Origin of the sequence: Pseudoalteromonas sp. BZK2 (assembly GCF_014349195.1) — a bacterium.
Lineage (GTDB): Bacteria > Pseudomonadota > Gammaproteobacteria > Enterobacterales > Alteromonadaceae > Pseudoalteromonas > Pseudoalteromonas simplex.
Window position 1 is genome coordinate 1 of the sequence record NZ_JACSOG010000013.1, and the last position, 22,325, is coordinate 22,325.

The window sequence follows — 22,325 nt, forward strand, 5'->3', positions numbered from 1 at the left end:
GCGGATACTTTAGCATAAATAGTTAAAATTAAATATTTACCTGTACAGACTCGACTCCATCCACACGCGCATTTAATACTTTACCTGATTTTTTATTTTTTACACGTACTAATTCGTCTAACGTGCCATCTTCTAGCGCAATTCCGGTGGTTTTGATCCTTAAGCCCCGTAACGAAGCATAGATAGTTACGTTATCGCCTTTGCAAACCATGCAAACTTGGCTCATAACAATAGGTGTACCACCGCGTAAATTTCGCTTACTGCGACTGCCAATAAGTATAGACTCATCTTGAACGTATTGCGTTCTAACAAATTGCTTAGGTTTCATTTCTAGGCGTAAATGTTCGGCACGAATAACTTCACCTCGAGTAAGACTCGTTGTAACAACAACGACTGGCTCAAGTTCTATAATTCTAACGTGAACGTATTGGGTCCAACTATTTATGTCTTGGCACTTAAGTTGTACCGTGACCTGCCGATTAAAAGGAGGCTCTGTTGGTAACTCTTTGTTTAATGGCGACTCACATAACCTATCAGGAATGCGACTATCCAGAGGCAAAGCGCTTATCTGTGGTGTTGTGTTCAAGTCAGGCATGTGTTCACTCACAAAATCAACAGCGATCTGTTGAAGTTGCTCGTTGTTATAGACTTCTGCTTGTAGTTGTGTTGCAAACAACAGGCTAGAAAGAAAATAAAAAACACTGTATCTTCGGCTTTTTTTTAACAAACTCATATTGTTTCGACTATGCTTATTGTTGAAAACAAGGTATAAATATTTTGCGTCAAAAAACAGACGCTTCGTAACCTTATGTAGCTTTAACACAAAGAAGGCAATTATTGTTCCAGCTCTGATTGTTTATCTTTAGGAGATTGAAATGGCAGGCATTTTAGACTCAGTTAACCAGCGAACTCAGTTGGTTGGGCAAAACCGCCTTGAATTACTATTATTCAAACTCAGAGGGCGTCAGCGCTTTGGTATTAACGTGTTTAAAGTAAGAGAGGTTTTGCAATGCCCGCCACTTACGAACATGCCAAAATCAAATGCCTATATTCGCGGTGTTGCGCATATTCGTGGACAAACTATTTCTGTTATTGACTTATCAATGGCTGTCGGTGGTCCTGCAATTGAAAACATAAAAGACAGCTTTATCATCATTGCCGAATACAACCGTTCAGTACAAGGGTTTTTGGTTGGTGGTGTAGAACGTATCGTAAATATGAACTGGGAAAAAATAATGCCACCACCTTCGGGAGCTGGACGTTATTCTTACCTAACAGCAGTCACAGAAATAGAAAACGAACTGGTTGAGATTTTGGATGTTGAAAAGATCCTAAATGAAATCTGCCCAGTGAACACTGAAGTTAGCGCAGATGTTGTTGGTGAAGGTGAGTTCCAGAAAGATTTAGGTGAAAGAATCGTCTTTATTGCTGATGACTCTGCTGTCGCGAGAAATCAAGTAAAACGAGCGCTTGAGCCACTTGGTGTACAAACTGAGCTTGCTAAAAATGGCAAAGAGGCCTTACTAAGACTAAGAGAAATAGCTCAACTTGATTGCCAGAACGATATTACTGAGCGAGTTGGCTTATTAATTTCAGATGTTGAAATGCCAGAAATGGATGGCTATACCTTAACCGCCGAGATAAAGGCCGATCCAAAATTATCACCTTTGCATGTGATCTTACATACTTCTTTAAGTGGTGTATTCAACCAAGCAATGATTGAGAAAGTGGGAGCTGACGATTTTATTGCTAAATTTAACCCAGATGAACTAGCGACTGCTGTAAAAAAATGGGTTCATTGTGATTAATAGTTTATAGGTGGTATTACTTTGGAAAATAAGCATTTACAACAAAGCGAATACGATCAATTTCGCTCTTTTTTAGAGCAACAATGCGGCATTGTGCTTGGCGATAATAAACTTTATTTAGTTAAAAGCCGTCTCGCTCCACTTATGGCGCGTTTTAATGTCGAGTCTTTATCGCAGTTGGTAAGTAAAACACTGAGTCCTCATGAGAGGCAGCTTCGTGCCGCTGTGGTTGATGCAATGACAACCAATGAAACGCTTTGGTTTCGTGACCAGTATCCGTTTGAGTTATTGAAAACGAAATTATTTCCTGAGCTTAAAGATGTGCGTAGACCATTAAAAATATGGTCAGCGGCAAGTTCATCAGGACAAGAGCCGTATTCAATTGCCATGTCGGTTGCCGAGTTTCAGTCAAAAAACCCAGGTGTATTAAAGATGGGGGCGCAAATAATCGGCACTGATATCTCTAATACCATGCTTGATATGTGCAAAAACGCTGAGTATGACTCGCTAGCGCTTGCGCGTGGTTTGTCGATGGAACGCCGTCAAAAGTTCTTTAAAGACAGCGGCAATGGAATGGCTCAAGTCATTGACCCTATACGTAAAATGGTCAGCTTTAGACACCTTAACTTACTGGATTCATACGCTTTAATGGGCAAGTTTGACATTATATTTTGCCGTAACGTGCTCATTTACTTCTCACCAGAGGTAAAAGCTAAAATTATCTCGCAATTTGCTCAAGCCCTAAACCCTAAAGGTTACCTCTTTTTAGGTGCGTCAGAATCAATGGCGGGCTTAAGTGATAGCTTTGAGATGGTTCGTTGTAATCCAGGCATCATCTACCAGAAAAAGTAAACCTTTCTTAGCAACCTAGCTCTTAGGTTGCTAAATTTATCTATTATTCAATATCTTACGTAAGTAAAATATCCCCTTCATTATTGGCTTAGCTTTTGCATTAATCACTCTAGAGTCAATTTTTTGGAGATGGTTATGGCTATCAGTTTTGATAAAGCATTTGGTGTTCACCCCCATGCAATGTTGATCCGTTCACAACGCGCTGAGTTATTAGCGACCAATATCGCTAATGCTGATACGCCGGGCTATAAAGCGAAAGACATTGATTTTGCCTCGGCATTAAAAGCGGCAAAAAGCAACCAACAAGGCGGCAATAGCATGGTAAGAACCGATGCTAAACATATTGCCGGAGGCAGTCGTTTTGTTGGCGGTGCAGAAATGTTTCGTACGCCAAATCAAGCAGATACAGGCGATGGTAACTCTGTAGATATACAAGTGGAACGAAACTTGTATGTACAGAACTCATTAGAGTATCAGGCAAGCCTGCAATTTATGAGTAGTAAAATTAAAGGCCTTAAAAAAGCCCTCGGTAGTCAAGGAGCTTAATCATGAGTTTATATAATGTTTTTGATATTTCAGGCACGGGTATGAGTGCACAAAATGTGCGCTTAAATACCACAGCGAGTAATATTTCGAATGCAAACACGATTAGCTCTAGCCAAGACCAGACATACCGAGCGCGCCATCCTGTTTTTGCTGCAGAGTTGACCAAAGCGTCAGCATCGCAAAGCAATCCTCAGGGCTCTTCTGTAGGCGTTAAAGTTTTAGGTATTGTAGAGAGCGATAAGCCGCTACAAATTGAATATAACCCGAATCACCCAAGTGCGGATGAAAATGGTTATATCTACAAACCTAACGTTAATGTTGTAGAAGAAATGGCAAATATGATTTCTGCCTCTCGCTCTTACCAAACAAATGTGCAAGTTGCTGATGCAGCTAAGCAAATGTTAAGTAAAACACTGTTGTTAGGACAACGGTAATCGAGGATAAGTTATGAGTAACGACATCAGCTCTGCATCATCATCCTATATGGATAGCTTGCGTTGGAATCAAAGCAATACGCAAACAACTGAGGAAGACAACAACACACTTTCTCAGGAAGATTTCTTTTCGTTGTTAACACAGCAGTTGTCGTTCCAGGATCCGAGTAACCCTGCTGATAATGATCAAATGATCGCGCAGATGACGAACTTTACTATGGCTGAAGGTATTTCAAACTTAAACGAGAAGTTTGACTCACTGACTGCATCAATGACATCAAATTCTGCGTTACAGGCTTCCACTTTGGTTGGTAAGCAAGCGTTATTAGAGTCTGACACCATTGACTTTGACGGTGAAAACCTTGCTAAAGGGTCGGTGGTTGCTGAGACAGCCGTTGAATCTTTAACGCTAAGAATAACAGATTCTTCAGGTCAGTTAGTACGAACCATTGAATTAGGTTCTCAGTCTGCGGGCGCACTGCGTTTTGAGTGGGATGGTAAAGATAACGATGGCAATGTGCTCCCTGAAGGCGAGTATGACATCAGTGCTGAAGGCTTTGTAAATGGAGACTACAGCAGTATGCCTATGGCGACCTTTAAGAATATTGAAAGTGTCAATATTAATGGCGCAAGCGGCATTATCGTAAATACAAAAGAGGGTGCGGTTAGGCTAACTGATATAGCTGAAATCGCATAAGTATAAAAGGTTTGGGTTAGCTTAGGCTAAGAGATAGGTTAGAGGTGAGTTATGAGCTTCAATATTGCATTAACAGGCTTAGCAGCCGCACAAAAAGATTTAGACGTAACAGCAAATAATATTGCTAACGTTAACACTACGGGCTTTAAAGAGTCTCGTGCAGAGTTCGCTGATGTATACGCATCATCAGTATTTAGTTCTGGTAAAACAAAAAATGGTGACGGTGTAAGAACAACAATGGTGGCACAACAATTCCACCAAGGTTCACTCTCTTTCACAAATAACTCACTTGATTTAGCAATTACTGGTGAAGGTTATTTCGCAATGGCGAATGACTTAGGTGCACAAGATTTTACTTACACGCGTGCTGGTGCGTTCAAACTTAATAAAGATAACTTTATTGTGGATGCGAGCGGTAATTACTTACAAGGTTTCCCTGTTGATGAAGCAACCGGTGACACAACCTCTGTAAGCTTAAGTACATCTTCTGCGCTACAAATTCCAGATGCATCAGGTTCACCACGTGCAACCACGAATGTCTATTCGTCATTTAACCTTGATTCACGTGCCTCTGCGCCAACTGTGACACCATTCGATCCAGAAACAAGTGCAACTTATAACAGCTCTACATCGACAACGGTGTATGACTCATTAGGTGAACCGCATATTCTACAGTTCTTCTTTGTGAAAACTGATTCTACAGTGACTGGTAATGAAAATGAGTGGGAAGTATACGCTACATTAGATGAAAAGCCATTTGATGCAACAGGTGTTGAGCAAACCACAACACCTTATACACCATTATCAACGTTTCAGTTTGATGCCAGTGGCTTACCACAAAGTACAGATGGTACAGCGAATACTGATACAACATTTAATCCATTAACGTTACCGAGTGGTTTAGGTGCTGCGACAGGCCTTTCTGATTTACTTTCGAATGGTGCAAGTTTCCCTGATGATGTGACTATTAACTGGCGTGATGAAGCGGCAACAGCAAATAAAGTTCCAACTCAATACGCAAGTAACTTTGAAGTAAAAGCATTAGAGCAAGATGGTGCGACTGTAGGTCGTCTATCAGGAATTGATATCGGTTCTGACGGTAAAATTGTTGCGTCATACAGTAATGGAGATACGTCGTTCCTAGGTCAAGTTGCTATGGTACGCTTCTCAAATTCACAGGGCTTGCAACAAGTTGGTGATACATCTTGGAAGAAGAGTTTAACGTCAGGTGAGCCGATTGCGGGTGAACCAGGTTCAGGTACTCTAGGTTCAATTAACTCATCAGCGCTTGAGCAATCAAACGTTAACTTAACCAATGAACTTGTTGACTTAATTAGTGCTCAGCGTAACTTCCAAGCAAATTCACGTGCGCTTGAGGTTAACTCAACACTACAACAAAACATCCTACAGATCCGTTAATCTTAACGGTTCTAAGCTTAATCCGACACGAAGGCTGCTTCCTCTATTGGCAGCCTTTTTTCATTCTTACTATTCATTTTTCTCTTCTATTTTAGCGTCAATTTTACTTTGGCACTTTTATTGCATTTCCTAATTATCGTATTTTTAGTGAGTCAATGTTATGGACAAAATGGTCTACATTGCCATGTCGGGTGCTAAGCAAAGTTTGCGAGGTCTTGAGCTCAAGGCCAACAATCTTGCTAATGCTAACACCACTGGCTTTAAAGCTGATTTTGCACAAGCTCGCTCTATGCAAGCCTTTGGTGAAGGTCTGCCATCTAGGGTGTTTGCAATGCAAGAACGCCCAGGATCTAATATGGAATCGGGTGGTTTTGTTGAAACTGGCCGTGAGCTTGATATCGCGATGAGCGACCGTGGTTGGTTGAGCGTACAAGATGCATCCGGCAATGAGGCGTACACCAAAACTGGCACATTAAACATTACTCCAGATGGCGCATTGATCACCAGCCATGGCCGTCAAGTAATTGGCGAAGGTGGTCCAATCATTTTGCCATTGCCTATTGAAAAAGTTGAGTTTAGTGAAGATGGCGCTATTCAGGTTCGCCCGCAAGGTGCGCCTGCTAACTTTTTGGAAGTGGTTGATCGCTTAAAAGTGATTGAGGCTGATAACACTCAGCTTGAAAAAGGCAATGACGGTTTATTTCGACCAAAAGAAGACATGTTGGTCAATGACCTTTGTGGCTTTTGTGACATTTCACCTAACGTAAAAGTATTGTCGGGAACGCTTGAAATGTCGAACGTAAACCCAGTGCATGAAATGGTCGATATGATCAGCAATCAACGCCAATTTGAATTACAAGTTAAATTGATGAAAACAGCCGAAGAGCTCGATGAGCGTCAAGATCAGCTGTTACGCATTGTTTAAGATGACTGAGAGGGTAGAGTTATGAATCCTGCATTATGGATCAGTAAAACCGGGCTTGACGCCCAGCAAACCGATATTTCGGTGATCTCAAATAATCTCGCGAATGCCAGCACGGTAGGCTACAAAAAAAGCCGCGCCGTATTTGAAGATTTACTATATCAAAACATTAACCAGCCAGGTGGCCGCTCATCGCAAGACACTGAAATGCCGTCAGGCTTAATGCTTGGTGCCGGTGCCAAAGTGGTTGCTAACCAAAAGAACTTTTCACAAGGTAATATGCTTACCACTGAAAATTCATTGGACTGGATGATCTCAGGCCCAGGTTTTTTTGAAGTGCAATTACCAGATGGCAATATTGCCTATTCACGTAATGGTCAATTCACGACTGACGAAGATGGTCGCATTGTAACTTCCGGCGCGGGTTTTCCATTACAGCCAGAAATGAACGTACCAGACGATGCACAATCAATTACTGTTTCACAAGACGGTGAAGTATCAGTGCGTATTTCAGGTCAAGCAGAGAACGTGGTCATCGGTCAGCTCACCATTAGTGATTTTATTAATCCATCGGGTCTTGAGCCTATGGGGCAAAACTTATACACAGAAACCGCTGTGAGTGGCGCACCTGTGCAAGGTAATCCTGGTATCGATGGTTTAGGCACTGTGGTTCAAGGTTCCCTTGAAACCTCTAACGTGAATGTAACGGAAGAGCTTGTTAACTTGATTGAAACGCAACGAATTTATGAAATGAATTCAAAAGTGATTTCAGCTGTTGATGAAATGCTTAGTTACATCAATCAGCAACTTTAATGGGTAGGAGGCAGCATGCGTAATATTATCTTAGTCACATCAGCAGCATTGATGCTGGGTGGTTGTATGACAACGCAAAATCATCATGTGGTTCAGGATGACCCTTACTATGCGCCTATGTATCCGGAACCAAGTACTGAACAAGTGGTACCAACAGGTTCGTTGTTTGATAGTTATTCGGCAAATGACTTGTACTCAGATAAAAAGGCATTACGCGCCGGCGATATCATCACTGTTAAATTGCAAGAGTCTACCCAAGCAACTAAAGCGGCAAAAACTGAAACCGACAAAGAAACAGATGCTAGTTTAGACCCTGTTATTGGGCTTGGCGGAAACCCGGTTAACATTGGTGGCGACAGCATTCAGTTTGGTATTGGCTCAGGGGCATCGTTTAAAGGCGATTCAAAGTCTAACCAATCAAATAGCTTATTTGGTGATATTTCTGTCAATGTGATGCGTGTTTTACCGAATGGGAACTTGGTTATTCGTGGTGAAAAATGGCTCACTTTGAATACTGGTGAAGAATTTATTCGCCTAGAAGGTTTAGTTCGTCCTGAAGATGTGCAAGCAGATAACACGGTAACTTCCAATCGTATTGCTAATGCGCGAATTCAATACTCAGGTAAAGGGCAAATTCAAGAAACGCAAAGTGCAGGTTGGCTGTCTCGTTTCTTTAGTAGTTCGCTTTTCCCATTTTAGAGGAATAAAGTCATGAATGGGTTTAAATACATCATCGCTCTTTGCTTAATTAGCCTGCAGTTTTCTGCACAGGCTGAGCGAGTCAAAGATGTATCTATGGTTGAGGGCGTACGCTCTAACCAATTAGTGGGGTATGGTTTGGTTGTCGGTTTGCCTGGCACAGGTGAACAAAGCCGATTTACTCAACAAAGCTTTAAAGCCATGTTAAATGGTTTTGGTATCACCTTACCAGATAGCTTAAAACCTAAAATCAAAAATGTTGCCGCTGTGGCTGTGCATGCAGAGTTACCGGCATTTAGAAAACCGGGTCAAACCATTGATATTACGGTTTCGTCTATTGGTAGTGCGGGTAGTTTACGTGGTGGTACCTTATTACAAACCTTTTTAAAAGGGGTTGATGGCAATACCTATGCGATTGCACAAGGCAGCTTAGTTGTTGGTGGTCTAGGTGCGGAAGGGGCTGATGGTAGCCGTGTAATTATTAATACACCCACTGTTGGTCGTATTCCAAACGGTGCCATTGTAGAGCGTGCTATTAAGAGCCCGTTTATGCAAGGTGACTATATTACCTTTAATTTAAATCGCCCAGATTTCACAACAGCAAAACGCCTAGAGCAAACGATTAATGATTTGGTGGGGCCTGACAGTGCTCAGGCAATTGATGCAGCGTCAGTGCGAGTGTTAGCACCGCGAGATGCATCTCAACGTGTTGCGTATTTATCTACCCTTGAAAACTTAGAGTTTAAGCCTGCAGACACAGCAGCAAAAATTATTGTTAACTCCCGCACAGGTACAATTGTGATTGGCAAAAATGTGAAGCTACAGCCTGCGGCAATAACTCATGGTGGTTTAACGGTTACGATTGCTGAGCAGCAAAATGTGTCACAGCCAAATGCTTTAAGTGATGGTGAAACTACCGTTACCAATCAAAGTATTATTGATGTGAACGAAGATGATTCACGTGCTTTTGTATTTAATCCAGGTGTTAATCTTGATGATCTCGTACGCGCAATCAATGAGGTGGGGGCCGCACCGGGTGATTTAATGGCAATCCTTGAAGCTTTAAAAGAAGCGGGGGCGATAAACGGGCAACTGGTTATCATTTAAATTAAAACGCGCTGTCGAGCGCGTTTTTTGTTTTAGTGATTCTTAAATCGTTCAGCATATAAACATCAGTCAAAATCTTGGCCCTGAAGTTACTCCATTCCTGTATCAGTTATTAGCCATTCATTTATAAAGTTTTTTATTGGCGCAATTTTTGCATTTTAATTTTCATTATTAACTATTGTGTCAAAAAGCTGATGGATACTAATCATCTCGACAAGCAAAACTTTTTTGATTTAGGCAACTTAGACTCGCTACGTCAAAGTGCTCTAAAAAGTGATGCCTCTAGCGATGCGTCAAAAGAGGCGCTGAAAAAAGCGGCGGCACAATTTGAATCTATCTTCACTCAAATGCTGCTGAAAAGCATGCGTAAAGCAAATGAAGCGTTTGAAGATAAGGATAGCCCATTTAATTCAAGCGGCGTTAAGTTTTTTGAAGAGATGCATGACCAACAGTTATCGGTTGAGCTTTCATCAAACGGCTCGCTAGGCCTAGCTGACTTAATCGTTCAACAACTCTCGCCAGATGGTAAACAGTTTACTCCAGGTTCTGTGCTTATAACGACGGCTGAGTTCGACAGTGATAAGCGCGCAACCGGTGCAACAAGCGACAGTCACAAGATTAAAGCTGAGCCAAACGCTGTTGCAGATACCGCTGCGAACGAGCAAACAGAAAACCGCTTTGAAGATGCTGAGTCTTTCATTAGCTCTGTTTGGGAGCACGCTAAAAATGCGGCTGAGAAAATTGGTTTAAACCCTGCTGTAATGGTTGCTCAAGCAGCACTTGAAACGGGCTGGGGTAAACACATCATCAGTAAAGCTGATGGCACAAGTAGTAACAACTTATTCAATATTAAATCGGATAGGAGCTGGCAAGGTGATAAAGCAAGCAAAGTCACGCTTGAGTTTGAACAAGGTGTGCCAGTTAAAAAGCAAGCAAGTTTTCGCTCTTATCAATCGATTAAAGACAGTGTGAACGACTTTGTGGATTTCTTAAATGAAAATCCACGTTATCAAGAAGCACTTAATAATACCGCAGAGCCTGCAGCCTTTTTAGATTCGTTACAAAAAGCAGGATATGCAACTGATCCAAATTATGCCGATAAAATTAAGCAGGTATTGAAGCGCGTTGAGCTTCAAAGCGTCGCTGCTTCATTGGTACGTTAAGGAGTAGACCCTCATGTCATTTAGCTTATATGACATAGCAAATGCCGGTGTAAGAGCTAACTCTGAGCTTTTACAAACCACCAGTAAAAACATCGCCAACGTTAATACCGAGGGCTATGTGCGTGAGCGTACTGAGTTCACAACCATGATCGATAACCAAGTCGGTCGTGGTGAAACGTATCGCTTACTGAATGAATTTGCACAAAAGCAATTAAATAGAGATACCTCAAATAAAGCATTCTTTGATCAGTTTGTAACTGAAGCAAGCCGAGTAGATAGCTTGTTTTCTGAAGAGTCAAACAGCTTATCAACCAGTATCAACTCGTTTTTTAACAACGTACAAGAAAGCTTAAATCAACCGTCATCAACAGTTGCTCGTTCACTGGTCATGACGGATGCACAAAACTTAATTGATCAAATGGACAGATTGTCGAGCATTGTGGTTGACCAAAAAGCCGTGGTAAATGAGCAGCTAGAAATCTTCTCTGATGAAGCAAATAACTTAATTCAAAGCATCAGCGAACTAAATACCAAGATTGCATCTGTTCATGGCACTGAACGTGAGTCATCGTCGAGTGGTTTGTATAACGAACGTGATAAAGCAATTCGTGACTTATCTGAGCTGATTGATATTGAAACACTCGATGGCAACAACGGCGAAAAACAAGTTTATTTAGGCTCAGGTCAAGCACTTGTCATGCAAAGCGGCACATTTAACCTGTTTTCATTCAGTGGTGACCCTGATCCGAACTTTAAAGAATTAAAACTTGATGTAAACGGTGGCAAAGCCGTGCCGCTTGATGTTGATGTAAGTAAATTGAAAGGCAAAATTGGTGGCTTACTGGCATTTCGTGACGATATTTTAGTGCCAGCGCAAAATCAACTTGGTCAAATGGGCTTAGCGTTAGCCGATGCCTTTAACCAACAAAATAGCTTAGGTATGGACGCCAATGGTGAAATTGGTGGTGATATTTTTGCTATTCCAACGGTTGATGCGTTCGGTTATCAAGCTAATACGGGCACATCAACAATGACGGCAACGGTTGAGCCGGGACTCGGCAGTGAATTGCCTGCTAGTGACTTTGTTGTAACTTATACGAGTGCTTCAACAGTTGAAATCCAGCCTATTGATAATAAAGGTGAGCCGCTAGGTAGTCCTGCTACAGCAAATATCGTGGGGGGGATCATTGATTCTTCAACAATTACACCTGCAGGAAGTGACTCATTTGGTTTACAGCTTAATGTATCGGGTGCTGCGAATACAGGTGACCAATTTATGGTGAAGCTAAATTCACAAGCTGCAACGACCCTCGAGCTTGCAACTGAACGCCCTGAAGATTTAGCGTTAGCATCACCTATTCGAACTGCTACTGATATTAATAACACCAGTGATGCAAGTATTTCTGCTGGTACAGTTTCAGATATTGATAACTCAACGGGTATTACCGTGGGGCCACCTCCTAGCTTGGCGAATGGCGATATCACACTCGTGAAAACGGCGAATGCTAACGAATATCAAATTACGGACGGGAACGGTACATCGACCTTTACTATTACACCACCTGCTGAAAATATTCTTGCCCAAGCTGGCGCGCCTTATGATACCTATGGGTTTGACTTTAACATTGAAGGATCACCTGCAACAGGTGACACCTTCACAGTAGAGTTTAACACTGGTGGTTTTGATGATAACCGTAATGGTTTGCTATTGGCCGATTTACAAAATGGTGAGCTAGTGCGTCAAAATGTTGAAGCAAGTAGTACTGCTGATAATCATAAAACGTTTAATCAAGCCTATTCAGGCATTGTCACTGATATTGGTGTTGTGACCAGTCAAGCTCAAACCAATGGTGCGGCTTTTACAGCACTAGCTGATCAGTCTGAAGCTTGGTATGAATCACTATCAGGTGTAAACCTTGATGAAGAAGCTGCAAACTTACTGCGCTTTCAGCAATCCTATGCAGCATCGGCACAGGTACTTTCAACAGCACGTACTATTTTTGACACCTTATTAAGTGCGGCGAGGTAATTATGCGTATTTCAAATAACATGATGTATAAGAATAACCTTAATTCTATTCTTAACTCACAGCAAAACGTAAACAAAGCACAAGAGCAGGTTAATACCCAAAAGCGTGTATTAACTGCTGCTGACGATCCTTCCGCAACGGCTCGCGCATTACTTTATAACGATCGCATTCAGGGTAATGAACAGTTCACAAAAAACATTACTATGCTGAATAGCCGCCTAACGACAGAAGAAAGTGTGCTGCAAAATATTAAAGGCGCACTTGAGTCTGCGTATACGTTATCTATTCAAGCTGGTAACGGTGCCTATAGTGATATCGACCGTGAAGGTATTGCTGAAGAAGTTAAAGCATTGCAAAGTACGGTACTTGATTTGATGAATGCAAAGACCGAAGACGGTAAATTTATCTTTTCGGGTTACCAAGATAATACTCCGTCTTACACCTTTAATAGTACGTCTGGACGCTATGAATATGGTGGCGATCAGGGGCAACACAAAATCAAAGTAGCTGAAGGTGTAGAAATTAAATCAAGTGACAATGGTTTTGATACGTTCGAAAAAGTAAATGCTCGATTAAATGTGGCCTCAAACGATGGCACTGTGTCAGGCGGTATCACAAGCTCAAAAATTTATGTTACTGAGCAAGCTGATTTCGATAAGTTTCATCAGGCAAATTACAACGCTGATCCTGCCGCAGCCGCAAATGCTAATACACTCAGCTTTATTACTACCACAGGCACACCTAATACATTTGTTGTGCAGCAAGCGGGTGTAACGATTGATAGTGGCAGCTTTGAAGACGGCAAAATTGAATATCAAGGTATGGAAATTTCTGTTTCGCCTGTTGCAAACGGCCAAGTTGATGTTGACCTTGAAGCACCACAAAAAGAGAATGCGTTAAATACTTTGGATGACCTGATAGCAGGACTAACCAATCCTGATTTAACCCAGGAAGAGTTTGATCAAGTTTTAGCAGATGCCATTGTACAACTCGATAATGCTAAAAATCAGGTTTCACTTGTACAGGCAGGTTTGGGTGGTCGCTTAAATACAGCCAAGAAAATTGAACAATCAAACGGTGACTTAGATACTAGCAATAAAGCTGCAAAAGCTGAGCTTGTTGAGCTTGATATGGCTGAAGCGATTACTGAACTCACCAAACAAGAAACATCACTGCAAGCTGCACAGGCAACATTTGGCCGTTTGGCTAACCTTTCTTTATTTGATTACTTATAATTTTTATAGGTTAAGCTCATTTTATGAGCTTAACCTATAAAACCTTCCTTAAGATTCACACTTTAAAAGTGCTTTTAGTGCTTTCTTTTTAGTATTTATATCTTTAGTAAAACATCGTGATAGCGGCTTTCAAGGTAACCAGCAGCCATGTTTAGCTAAAGTTTTAAAATATTTTTCCTTTAAATACAGCGCGTTAAATAAAAAATGAAAAATTGTTTAAAAATTCACTAAAGGATTTTTTTACCGGACCGATAACTTAATTAACCAAGCAACGTAGCAAATAACCGCTACGGCTTAATTAGAGTAAGTTTGAGAGTAAATGATAAGTTTACTTCGGGAGAAATATCATGGCACTTTATGTAAATACAAATGTTAGTTCATTAAACGCTCAAAGACAATTAATGAATTCTGGTAACTCACTTGACACTTCATTCAAGCGTTTATCATCAGGTTTTCGTATCAACAGCGCAGCTGACGATGCGGCTGGTCTACAAATTTCAGACCGTTTAACATCACAAATTAACGGCCTTAACCAAGGTAACCGTAACGCAAATGATGGTATCTCTTTAGCACAAACAGCTGAGGGTGCTCTTGATGAAGTAACATCAATGTTCCAGCGTATTCGTACGCTTGCACAACAAGCTGCAAATGGTTCAAACACTGATGAAGACCGTTTAGCACTACAAGAAGAGATCCGTTCTTTAGCATCAGAAGTAAATCGTGTGGCTGAAGATACTACTTTTGGTGGTCAAAACCTGCTTGATGGTTCTTATTCTGCAAGTTTTCAAGTCGGTGCTGATGCAGTTCAAACAATTAGCTTCAGCATGAAAAATGTTGGTGGTACAGCAAATTCACTAACTGCTAACGGTGGTTTTACAATGTCAGGTATTGCCGGTGTAGCTTCTGGAGTTACAGGAAAAGGTATGTCCACTCTTGCTGCAGGAATTAGTGATGTAGGTACAGGTTTGACTGCTGCAACTGTTGGCTTCTCAGCTTTTGGTGCAACAACAATCAGCGTGTCTTCTCAGGTTAATGCACAACAAATCTTGGCTGGTATGGATGCAATGATTGCGGTAGTTGATAAAAAGCGTGCAGAGCTAGGTGCGGTTCAAAATCGTTTCCAATCAACGATTCGTAACCAAGCTAATATCTCTGAAAACTTAAGTGCAGCTCAGTCTCGTATTAAAGATACCGACTTTGCGACAGAGACAGCTAACTTAACTAAGATGCAAATCTTACAACAAGCTAGCCAAACAATCTTAAGCCAAGCGAATCAACGTCCTCAAGCAGCATTAAGCTTACTAGGTTAATAGTTTGAGTTAAAGTGAAGTCAAAACTTTGACTTAAAAGAAAAGCGCCTTTGTCTAATGGGGTATTAACAAAGGCGCTAGATTAGGATTATAAAGCGGAGGCGCTCAAAATCCTGACAGTAGTGTTCTAACATTTGTAAGAACATAAAATATAAAGCACAAATTATGCCATAATTTGTGTCAATTGAACCCACTCTTAAACTTATCTCTTAAAAAGGCTCCAGATGGAGCCTTTTTCATTATTTTTTCGAATAGTTGGCCTACTAATTGCTCTTATCTTTTCAAGTTAACTAATTAATCCGCAAAGTGGCAGTTTTTTGCCCCAGGCGACTCAGGTTTGCCGCTGTAACAAGTCACTTTGTCAAATTCACTTTTAAAGTGACTTAACTTTGACAGAAAAGAAGAGAGTTTATTATGGCTTTATATGTAAATACTAATGTTAGTGCATTAAACGCACAAAGACAGTTGGATAGAACAGGTACAGATCTTGATACCTCTTTTAAACGTCTTTCATCAGGTCTTCGCATTAACAGTGCGGCTGATGATGCTGCTGGTTTGCAAATCTCTGACCGCTTACAGTCACAAATTCTAGGTTTGAATCAAGGTAACCGTAACGCGAACGATGGTATTTCACTTGCGCAAACTGCTGAAGGGGCATTAGAGGAAATTACTTCAAGCTTTCAGCGAATTAGGACTCTTGCACAACAAGCAGCAAACGGTTCAAATACGGATGAAGATAGGCTTGCTCTTCAAGAAGAAATTCGTCAGTTATCTGCTGAAGTAAATCGTATTGCTGCAGACACTACTTTCGGTGGTCAAAACCTTCTTGATGGTAGTTACTCAGCTAGTTTTCAAGTTGGTGCTGATGCCGTTCAGACTATCGGTTTTAGTATGAAAAATGTTGGAAGTACTGCTAATTCACTAACTGGAAATAGTGGTTTTACTATGTCGGGTATAGCTGGTATTGCTTCAGGCGTTAGCGGAAAAGGAATGTCTACATTAGTTGCAGGTATTAGTGATATAGGCACGGGATTAACTGCAGCTACAGCAGGTTTTAGTAATATTACTGCAAGTGGAATAAGTGTATCTTCTCAAGTAAATGCTCAGCAAGTGCTCGCAGCTATGGATTCTATGATTGCTGTGGTAGATAAAAAACGTGCTGAATTGGGTGCTGTACAAAACCGCTTTCAATCGACTATTCGAAACCAAGCGAATATTTCTGAGAATTTAAGTGCTGCAAAATCACGAATTAAAGATGCTGATTTCGCGGCTGAAACGGCGAATTTGACAAAAAATCAAATTCTTCAACAAGCAAGCCAAACAATTTTAGGCCAAGCAAATCAAAGACCTCAAGCTGCTTTGAGTTTGTTACAAGGTTAAAATTTAAAAAAGAGTTAAAAAATTTACAAATAAAGCTAAAGCTTTCGCTTTATCAGACGATAACTGATTTAGAGAACTATCAATCTAGGACTCTATGTCGGTTAAATAGCAGGGTAGGGGTATCCCGCTGTTTAGCTATTAAAAGATAAAGCGGAGGCTAACATGGCTATCTATGTAAATACTAATGTGAGTTCTTTGAACGCACAGCGTCAGTTGATGAAATCTGGCAACTCCCTAGACACTTCATTCCAACGACTATCATCAGGCTTACGTATTAATAGTGCGAAAGACGATGCAGCGGGTATGCAGATCACTAACCGTTTAACAGGACAAGTTAACGGCCTTAATCAAGGTAACCGAAATGCGAACGATGGTATTTCTCTTGCACAAACTGCTGAGGGGGCACTAGACGAAGTAACATCAATGTTCCAACGTATTCGTACGCTTGCACAACAAGCATCGAATGGTTCGAATACTGATGAAGATCGTCTTGCTCTTCAAGAAGAAATTCGTTCATTAGCTTCAGAAGTTAATCGAGTGGCTGAAGATACTACCTTCGGTGGTCAAAACCTTCTCGATGGAACTTATAATGCCAGCTTCCAAGTCGGTGCTGATGCAGTTCAAACAATTAGCTTTAGCATGAAAAATGTTGGTGGTACAGCAAATTCACTAACTGCTAATGGTGGTTTTACTATGTCGGGCATAGCCCAAGTCGCTTCAGGTGTGACAGGAAAAGGTATGTCGACACTAGCAGCAGGTATTAGTGATGTTGGTACAGGTTTAACAGCAGCAACAGTTGGCTTCTCTGCATTCGGCGCAACAACTATTAGCGTATCTTCACAAGTTAATGCGCAGCAAGTATTAGCAGGTATGGATGCAATGATCGCTGTTGTTGATAAAAAACGCGCTGAATTAGGTGCGGTTCAAAATCGTTTCCAATCAACAATCCGAAATCAATCAAATATAGCTGAAAACTTAACTGCTGCACGTTCACGTATCCAAGATACTGATTTTGCAACAGAAACTGCTAACTTGACTAAGATGCAAATCTTACAACAAGCAAGTAGTTCTATCTTAAGTCAAGCAAATCAGCGCCCACAAGTAGCTCTTTCGTTACTAGGTTAGTCTAAGTTTTAAGTCGCTGTACAGAGGAAATTTTCAGTGCAGTGACTTATAATTTAATAGATAACATCTGGAGATAGAAATGATAGATATTAATTCCGCAGCTAGAGCTTCAGACAATGTTAATACTACAAACAGTGTTTCTGTAAAATCAGTATTAGATGAAGAGAAGCTTAATAAAGGCACAGAAATTGCAGGTAGAGAACCTGTAAATATTGATGAAGTTTCAAGTAAAAAGCGTCAAGAAAAGCAGGATATGATTGCCGAAGTAAAAGAAAATCTTGAGAAGCTTAATAAATATATACCGGTAACTGCAACGAACTTAATTTTTGAGTTTGATGAGCTAGGTGAACCACCGATCATTAAAGTTCTCGATAAAGAAAGTGAAGAGGTGATCCGTGAGATACCCACAGAAGAGTTTCGAGAAGTGGCTAAAGCTTTGGATGAATTTGCCGATAAATTAACTAATAAAGGCATGCTATTTAATCATTCAGCATAACAATGTAATATTTTCAGGAGGTTACAATGCCGTTAATTACTTCAGCTGGAATCGGCTCTGGCTTAGATCTTGAGAGCATTATCTCAGCAACCGTAAGTGCTGAAAACACTCCTAAAATGAACGCATTTGTTGCAAAAGAAGAGTCTTTACAGGTAGAGCTTTCAGCCATAGGTGAAATTAAATCTGCTCTTTCTAAATTGCAAGATACCATCGAGAAGTTAGCTGATCCAGATAACTTTAACAAAAGAATTGCAACTATCAAACAGCCTACTAGTGATGATGGAGATCTGATATCAGTAACACCAACTTCAGATATCTCTCCTGGGGACTTCAATATTGAAGTGGTTGAGCTTGCTCAGGGTAGTAGAGCTACTTCTAATGATGGCCTCTTTGCATCCACTGATGATGTGGTTACCGCATCAGGTGGTACTTTATCTTTTGCTGCTGGTGATAAGAGCTTTGACTTAACACTCGATGCAGGTGCAACTCTTGCTGAATTGCGTGATGCTATAAATGATTCAGATGATAATTTTGGCGTAACTGCCAATATTATTAACACAGGTACAGAGTCTAAGCTTGTCCTAACTTCATCTGTTACAGGTACTGGTAATGACTTAGTAATTACGAACGATACTGCTGAACTTGATAATGTTTCGACACTTGCTAACGATGGTGTTACTGCTGGTGGTATTGCTATTGGGTCAGGTGATGAAGCTAAAGACGCTTCGATAAAAGTTGATGGTATTACTATTACCAATGATACCAACACGTTTAAAGATGCTGTTCAAGACATGACCATTACAGCTAAAAGAGAAAGTGTCGATGGTGAAACTGCAAAGTTATCAGTTCAGGTTGATCGTGAAAGTGTCACCAAGCTTGTAGATGAATTTATAGCGAATTATAACAATGTAATAGGGCAGTTAGGCTTTCAATCAAGGGTGGGTAAGCCACTCAATGGTGATGCAACGATTCGCTCTTTACAGTCCCAGTTGGTCAATAATTTATCTGTCAACTTAACAGATGCGGGCCCATTTGAAAGTATCTTTGATATTGGTTTAGGTGTAGATAAAGACGGTTATTTAGAAAAATCGTCCTTAGTTCGTAGTTTGAACGAAGCTATGGATGAAAATTATGATGATATTGGCAAGGCTTTTGCAGGTGAAAACGGGTTAGCTACACAATTTGAAACTTTGTTAGAAAACTATGTTGACTCTAACGGTATAATTAAACAAAGAGAAACAAACTTAAACGCTCAGTTAGACGATCTAGAGGATGATGTCGCTAATCATGAATACAGAATGACTGAGCTAGAAGCTAGGCTCCGTAAACAGTATTCTGGTCTAGATGTACTATTGGCTCAGATGCAATCAACCCAAACTTATTTGAGCGCTCAGTTATCTAGTTTACCAGGGTTCACTAAATCAAAGTCTTAATGTAGCAACTAACATCTCCAGCAATTATTTTTAGGTGAATTATGTATAATGCGAAAGTAAAAAATTACCAGAAAGAAGCACTAAAAACGCGAGTCGCGGGTGCTGATCGTTATGAAATAATCCAAATGTTAATGGCTGGGGCATTAGAAAAAATGGTATTAGCTAAAGTTGCAATTGAGAAAAAGCATCTTGAAGCTAAAAGTGAGCATTTATCCAAGGCATCTGCGATTCTTGAAGCATTAAGAGGGTGCTTAGATTTTGAAGTTGGCGGTGAGGTTACAGAAAACCTTTATGCATTATACTCATATATGCTAGACCGCCTTCTTGATGCGAGCATTAAGAATGATCCAACCGTTATAGATGAAGTTTCGAGCTTATTAAAAGAAATCAAATCTGCATGGGATTCAATCCCAAATGATATTCGTCAGCAAACACTGAGTGAAAACGGTGTTGATGCTAATGTTGGCTGAGCGCTTAGATCAACTAGATACTTGCATCTGTTCTTTGTTAAAAAATATTGAAAATATGAATATTGACGATGCCGTTGCAAATACTAAACAGATCGAAAAATTACTGGAACAGTGTTTTGCTTCGTCTTACATGTCAAATACAGATGTTAGTCGTCTTGAATCAATTTTAAATGATTTTAATAACTTGGTGACAAAAGTCGCAGCTTTGAAGGTCGAAACAGCAAAATCTTTGGGCACACATCTCAAAACGCAAAAAAAATTAGACATTTATAAAAGTATTAAATGAGAGCCATATGACTAAAGAATCGAGCTTAGAACAGCAAATCGAGTCGCTCGCAGAAAAACTTGATAGTTCTTTGCAGCAACAGATAAATGAAGAGAAGTTTGCTGAGCAGGCTAACATTCGGTTTACTAATAATTTAACTGCTTTTGAAAAGTACTATCCTGAAATTGCTCAAGCGATTAAAAATTATAAAACTCGGGATGATTTTTGTTTACATGTAACCCAAGAACTTAAAGCAAATTTCGTTAAAAAAGGTGAGAAAGTACCTTTATATAGTGATAACCCTTACTCCCAATGCGTTGAACAAGTTGAAAGAAACCTAAATAAACCTGCTATTAGTGCGGTTAAATATGATTTCAGAAAAAAGAAGAAAGACAATCGCATTCATGTCAAATACATGAATAAAATTAGTGAATTACTAGCTAATATAAGAGAACAAAAACCTGATACATTGAAACAACTGCCAGATCGCTTCCCTAGCGCAATGATTTTTGGTATTGGTTTAGGATACCATCTTGAATATATGCTTGATAAGGTTGAGTTTGATTATATCCACATCGTGGAACCTGACTTTGAACTATTTTTTGCAAGTCTTTTTTGTATAGAGTGGGATGTAATTATTCAAAGAATAGATGATTCATTAGGTTGTTTATTTATACATTTAGGAATTAGCTATGAAAACTTCTTTGATTCACTTTACAAAGTTGTACAAGATATTGGAGCTTTTTCAATATCTAAAACCTTTTGCTATCAACACTACCCAAATAAAGAATTAAACTCATTAATTTCAAATTTCTTTAAGCAGTTTTATCAATTTCAGAATGGCTTTGGTTTTTACAATGATGCGGTTACTAGCATAGCTCACACAATTAAACATATGAATAGTAACTTGCCATTTTGGATAAGTGATAATGTTGTAGCTGATGATGTAGCTGAAATACCTGTTTTTGTCGTGGGTAATGGACCATCATTAGATAGTGCGGAAGAATTACTAAGACAAAATAAAGATAATGCAATTATTTTGGCTGCAGGAACCGCCTTAGGTTCACTGCTTAAAATGGGTATAAAGCCAGACTTTCATGTTTTAATCGAGCGTCCTAAACGTAATTATGAAATTTTGCTTGAGACTCAAAAGAAAGAAGATTATTCGGATTTAAATTTATTAACAACTAATGTTATTTACTCACATACTCCTGAGCTTTATAAATGGACAGGTCTTGCAATAAAGGGGAACGAAGCAGGTTCAGACTATTATGCTTTGGCTAGAATAGGGAATGGGTTGTTGCGTAGAGAAATAATTCCCTATTCAAACCCTTTAGTTGCAAATACAGCTTTGTCTTATGCTAGTTCATTTGGGTTCAAAAATATCTATTTAATTGGTGTGGATAATGCGATAACAGGTTCTGGGGAGCATCATTCTAAGTACTCTATTTACAATGATTCATCTTTAAAACGACAGTTTAAGCCTCTCAGCGGTTACGATCATGAAGTCGAAGGGAATCTTGGGAATATAGTTTATGCAAATAATTTCTATATGGTTTCTAAAAATCAAATGGAATTATTAATTAAACATAAACCAAACTCTAATTACTATAATGTTGGCCATGGTGCAAAACTAAAAGGAGCTTATCCACTAACAGAAGAAGAAGTCTTAATTCCTAGCCTTTCTACAGATAAAAATGAGGTTGTTGAATATATAAAAAATACTCAGTTTATCAGTGAGTCAGTAAAGGATGATGATTATCAAATGCTTGACTTAAAAGCTTTCTCTACTATTGCAAAACACATAAAAGATATATCTCAATCAAGCTTTTCGAGTCGTCAAGATTGTTTAGATATTCTTCGACGCCAATCGAGGTATGTGTATTCTTTGAGAGGGGGGCGTTATAGTTACTACTTTCAATTATTCAAAGGCTCTTTGTTATATTATCATTGCCCATTGATAACTCTTTTGTATAGCTATGAGGATGATAACTTGACACTTAATTGGTTTAAAGAGGGTCTAGACATGTGGAATGAGTATTTAGACGAAATGGAAGCTGATTTCCCTGAGAGTTATGATAAGCCATGTGACTGGGGACTGGAGTGAAGAAAGAAGCGTTTT

Annotated in this window: 22 protein-coding genes; 21 read left to right on the top strand and 1 reads right to left on the bottom strand. The window is 39.8% G+C overall.

Annotated elements, in window-relative coordinates; genetic code table 11:
- Positions 1 to 28: 28 nt before the first annotated feature.
- Positions 29 to 733 carry a flagellar basal body P-ring formation chaperone FlgA gene (gene flgA, locus BIZ38_RS09545; protein ID WP_054553313.1) on the bottom strand — a complete coding sequence of 235 codons (705 nt, stop codon included), beginning with the start codon at positions 731 to 733 and terminating at the stop codon, positions 29 to 31.
- 142 nt (positions 734 to 875) lie between these two features.
- On the opposite strand from flgA, the gene BIZ38_RS09550 reads away from it, so the two are divergent.
- The 21 genes from BIZ38_RS09550 (at position 876) to BIZ38_RS09650 (ending at position 22,310) form a co-directional block, all read left to right on the top strand.
- Positions 876 to 1,808, top strand: a complete 933-nt coding sequence (locus tag BIZ38_RS09550; RefSeq protein ID WP_054553312.1) for a chemotaxis protein — start codon at positions 876 to 878, stop codon at positions 1,806 to 1,808.
- A 21-nt stretch (positions 1,809 to 1,829) separates the two neighbouring features.
- On the top strand, positions 1,830 to 2,660 hold the full coding sequence (locus BIZ38_RS09555; protein ID WP_054553311.1) for a CheR family methyltransferase: 831 nt from the start codon (positions 1,830 to 1,832) through the stop codon (positions 2,658 to 2,660).
- Positions 2,661 to 2,795: 135 nt separating this feature from the next.
- Positions 2,796 to 3,206, top strand: coding sequence for a flagellar basal body rod protein FlgB (gene flgB, locus BIZ38_RS09560; protein ID WP_054553310.1), 411 nt, complete (start codon positions 2,796 to 2,798; stop codon positions 3,204 to 3,206).
- Between the two features lie 2 nt (positions 3,207 to 3,208).
- Positions 3,209 to 3,640: a flagellar basal body rod protein FlgC gene (flgC, locus tag BIZ38_RS09565; RefSeq protein WP_036970207.1), complete on the top strand. Its 432-nt coding sequence runs from the start codon at positions 3,209 to 3,211 to the stop codon at positions 3,638 to 3,640.
- 13 nt (positions 3,641 to 3,653) lie between these two features.
- Positions 3,654 to 4,337 carry a flagellar hook assembly protein FlgD gene (locus BIZ38_RS09570; protein WP_054553309.1) on the top strand — a complete coding sequence of 228 codons (684 nt, stop codon included), beginning with the start codon at positions 3,654 to 3,656 and terminating at the stop codon, positions 4,335 to 4,337.
- 51 nt (positions 4,338 to 4,388) lie between these two features.
- Positions 4,389 to 5,756, top strand: coding sequence for a flagellar hook protein FlgE (gene flgE, locus BIZ38_RS09575; protein ID WP_054553308.1), 1,368 nt, complete (start codon positions 4,389 to 4,391; stop codon positions 5,754 to 5,756).
- A 160-nt stretch (positions 5,757 to 5,916) separates the two neighbouring features.
- Positions 5,917 to 6,681, top strand: a complete 765-nt coding sequence (locus BIZ38_RS09580; RefSeq protein WP_054553307.1) for a flagellar basal body rod protein FlgF — start codon at positions 5,917 to 5,919, stop codon at positions 6,679 to 6,681.
- A 21-nt stretch (positions 6,682 to 6,702) separates the two neighbouring features.
- Positions 6,703 to 7,491, top strand: coding sequence for a flagellar basal-body rod protein FlgG (gene flgG, locus BIZ38_RS09585; RefSeq protein ID WP_054553306.1), 789 nt, complete (start codon positions 6,703 to 6,705; stop codon positions 7,489 to 7,491).
- Positions 7,492 to 7,506: 15 nt separating this feature from the next.
- Positions 7,507 to 8,190: a flagellar basal body L-ring protein FlgH gene (gene flgH, locus BIZ38_RS09590; protein ID WP_054553305.1), complete on the top strand. Its 684-nt coding sequence runs from the start codon at positions 7,507 to 7,509 to the stop codon at positions 8,188 to 8,190.
- A gap of 12 nt (positions 8,191 to 8,202) precedes the next feature.
- Entirely contained in the window at positions 8,203 to 9,297 is a 1,095-nt protein-coding gene (locus BIZ38_RS09595; protein ID WP_054553304.1) for a flagellar basal body P-ring protein FlgI, read from the top strand.
- Between the two features lie 194 nt (positions 9,298 to 9,491).
- Positions 9,492 to 10,460, top strand: coding sequence for a flagellar assembly peptidoglycan hydrolase FlgJ (gene flgJ, locus BIZ38_RS09600; protein WP_187490168.1), 969 nt, complete (start codon positions 9,492 to 9,494; stop codon positions 10,458 to 10,460).
- A gap of 13 nt (positions 10,461 to 10,473) precedes the next feature.
- On the top strand, positions 10,474 to 12,489 hold the full coding sequence (gene flgK / locus BIZ38_RS09605; RefSeq protein ID WP_187490169.1) for a flagellar hook-associated protein FlgK: 2,016 nt from the start codon (positions 10,474 to 10,476) through the stop codon (positions 12,487 to 12,489).
- Between the two features lie 2 nt (positions 12,490 to 12,491).
- A complete protein-coding gene (gene flgL, locus BIZ38_RS09610; RefSeq protein ID WP_187490170.1) occupies positions 12,492 to 13,724 on the top strand; it encodes a flagellar hook-associated protein FlgL in 1,233 nt (410 codons plus the stop codon).
- 347 nt (positions 13,725 to 14,071) lie between these two features.
- Positions 14,072 to 15,034: a flagellin gene (locus BIZ38_RS09615; RefSeq protein WP_138619201.1), complete on the top strand. Its 963-nt coding sequence runs from the start codon at positions 14,072 to 14,074 to the stop codon at positions 15,032 to 15,034.
- A gap of 414 nt (positions 15,035 to 15,448) precedes the next feature.
- Positions 15,449 to 16,414 carry a flagellin gene (locus BIZ38_RS09620; protein WP_138619199.1) on the top strand — a complete coding sequence of 322 codons (966 nt, stop codon included), beginning with the start codon at positions 15,449 to 15,451 and terminating at the stop codon, positions 16,412 to 16,414.
- A gap of 162 nt (positions 16,415 to 16,576) precedes the next feature.
- Positions 16,577 to 17,539, top strand: a complete 963-nt coding sequence (locus BIZ38_RS09625; RefSeq protein ID WP_138619197.1) for a flagellin — start codon at positions 16,577 to 16,579, stop codon at positions 17,537 to 17,539.
- Between the two features lie 79 nt (positions 17,540 to 17,618).
- Positions 17,619 to 18,035 (top strand): flagellar protein FlaG, encoded by a 417-nt coding sequence (locus BIZ38_RS09630; protein ID WP_138619195.1) that lies wholly within the window; start codon positions 17,619 to 17,621, stop codon positions 18,033 to 18,035.
- Positions 18,036 to 18,061: 26 nt separating this feature from the next.
- On the top strand, positions 18,062 to 19,468 hold the full coding sequence (fliD, locus tag BIZ38_RS09635) for a flagellar filament capping protein FliD (protein WP_187490171.1): 1,407 nt from the start codon (positions 18,062 to 18,064) through the stop codon (positions 19,466 to 19,468).
- 41 nt (positions 19,469 to 19,509) lie between these two features.
- Positions 19,510 to 19,938 (top strand): flagellar export chaperone FliS, encoded by a 429-nt coding sequence (gene fliS / locus BIZ38_RS09640; RefSeq protein WP_138619191.1) that lies wholly within the window; start codon positions 19,510 to 19,512, stop codon positions 19,936 to 19,938.
- Positions 19,928 to 20,224: a hypothetical protein gene (locus BIZ38_RS09645; RefSeq protein ID WP_171043852.1), complete on the top strand. Its 297-nt coding sequence runs from the start codon at positions 19,928 to 19,930 to the stop codon at positions 20,222 to 20,224. Before fliS ends, BIZ38_RS09645 begins: the two co-directional genes overlap by 11 nt.
- 7 nt (positions 20,225 to 20,231) lie before the next feature.
- On the top strand, positions 20,232 to 22,310 hold the full coding sequence (locus BIZ38_RS09650; protein WP_138619187.1) for a 6-hydroxymethylpterin diphosphokinase MptE-like protein: 2,079 nt from the start codon (positions 20,232 to 20,234) through the stop codon (positions 22,308 to 22,310).
- Positions 22,311 to 22,325 lie beyond the last annotated feature (15 nt).

Excerpts from the sequence above, each read along its gene's own strand:
- flgA (WP_054553313.1), bottom strand. The coding sequence starts at position 733 with ATGAGTTTGTTAAAAAAAAGCCGAAGATACAGTGTTTTTTATTTTCTT.
- BIZ38_RS09550 (WP_054553312.1), top strand. The coding sequence starts at position 876 with ATGGCAGGCATTTTAGACTCAGTTAACCAGCGAACTCAGTTGGTTGGG.
- flgB (WP_054553310.1), top strand. The coding sequence starts at position 2,796 with ATGGCTATCAGTTTTGATAAAGCATTTGGTGTTCACCCCCATGCAATG.
- flgC (WP_036970207.1), top strand. The coding sequence starts at position 3,209 with ATGAGTTTATATAATGTTTTTGATATTTCAGGCACGGGTATGAGTGCA.
- BIZ38_RS09570 (WP_054553309.1), top strand. The coding sequence starts at position 3,654 with ATGAGTAACGACATCAGCTCTGCATCATCATCCTATATGGATAGCTTG.
- flgE (WP_054553308.1), top strand. The coding sequence starts at position 4,389 with ATGAGCTTCAATATTGCATTAACAGGCTTAGCAGCCGCACAAAAAGAT.
- BIZ38_RS09580 (WP_054553307.1), top strand. The coding sequence starts at position 5,917 with ATGGACAAAATGGTCTACATTGCCATGTCGGGTGCTAAGCAAAGTTTG.
- flgG (WP_054553306.1), top strand. The coding sequence starts at position 6,703 with ATGAATCCTGCATTATGGATCAGTAAAACCGGGCTTGACGCCCAGCAA.
- flgH (WP_054553305.1), top strand. The coding sequence starts at position 7,507 with ATGCGTAATATTATCTTAGTCACATCAGCAGCATTGATGCTGGGTGGT.
- BIZ38_RS09595 (WP_054553304.1), top strand. The coding sequence starts at position 8,203 with ATGAATGGGTTTAAATACATCATCGCTCTTTGCTTAATTAGCCTGCAG.
- flgJ (WP_187490168.1), top strand. The coding sequence starts at position 9,492 with ATGGATACTAATCATCTCGACAAGCAAAACTTTTTTGATTTAGGCAAC.
- flgK (WP_187490169.1), top strand. The coding sequence starts at position 10,474 with ATGTCATTTAGCTTATATGACATAGCAAATGCCGGTGTAAGAGCTAAC.
- flgL (WP_187490170.1), top strand. The coding sequence starts at position 12,492 with ATGCGTATTTCAAATAACATGATGTATAAGAATAACCTTAATTCTATT.
- BIZ38_RS09615 (WP_138619201.1), top strand. The coding sequence starts at position 14,072 with ATGGCACTTTATGTAAATACAAATGTTAGTTCATTAAACGCTCAAAGA.
- BIZ38_RS09620 (WP_138619199.1), top strand. The coding sequence starts at position 15,449 with ATGGCTTTATATGTAAATACTAATGTTAGTGCATTAAACGCACAAAGA.
- BIZ38_RS09625 (WP_138619197.1), top strand. The coding sequence starts at position 16,577 with ATGGCTATCTATGTAAATACTAATGTGAGTTCTTTGAACGCACAGCGT.
- BIZ38_RS09630 (WP_138619195.1), top strand. The coding sequence starts at position 17,619 with ATGATAGATATTAATTCCGCAGCTAGAGCTTCAGACAATGTTAATACT.
- fliD (WP_187490171.1), top strand. The coding sequence starts at position 18,062 with ATGCCGTTAATTACTTCAGCTGGAATCGGCTCTGGCTTAGATCTTGAG.
- fliS (WP_138619191.1), top strand. The coding sequence starts at position 19,510 with ATGTATAATGCGAAAGTAAAAAATTACCAGAAAGAAGCACTAAAAACG.
- BIZ38_RS09645 (WP_171043852.1), top strand. The coding sequence starts at position 19,928 with ATGTTGGCTGAGCGCTTAGATCAACTAGATACTTGCATCTGTTCTTTG.
- BIZ38_RS09650 (WP_138619187.1), top strand. The coding sequence starts at position 20,232 with ATGACTAAAGAATCGAGCTTAGAACAGCAAATCGAGTCGCTCGCAGAA.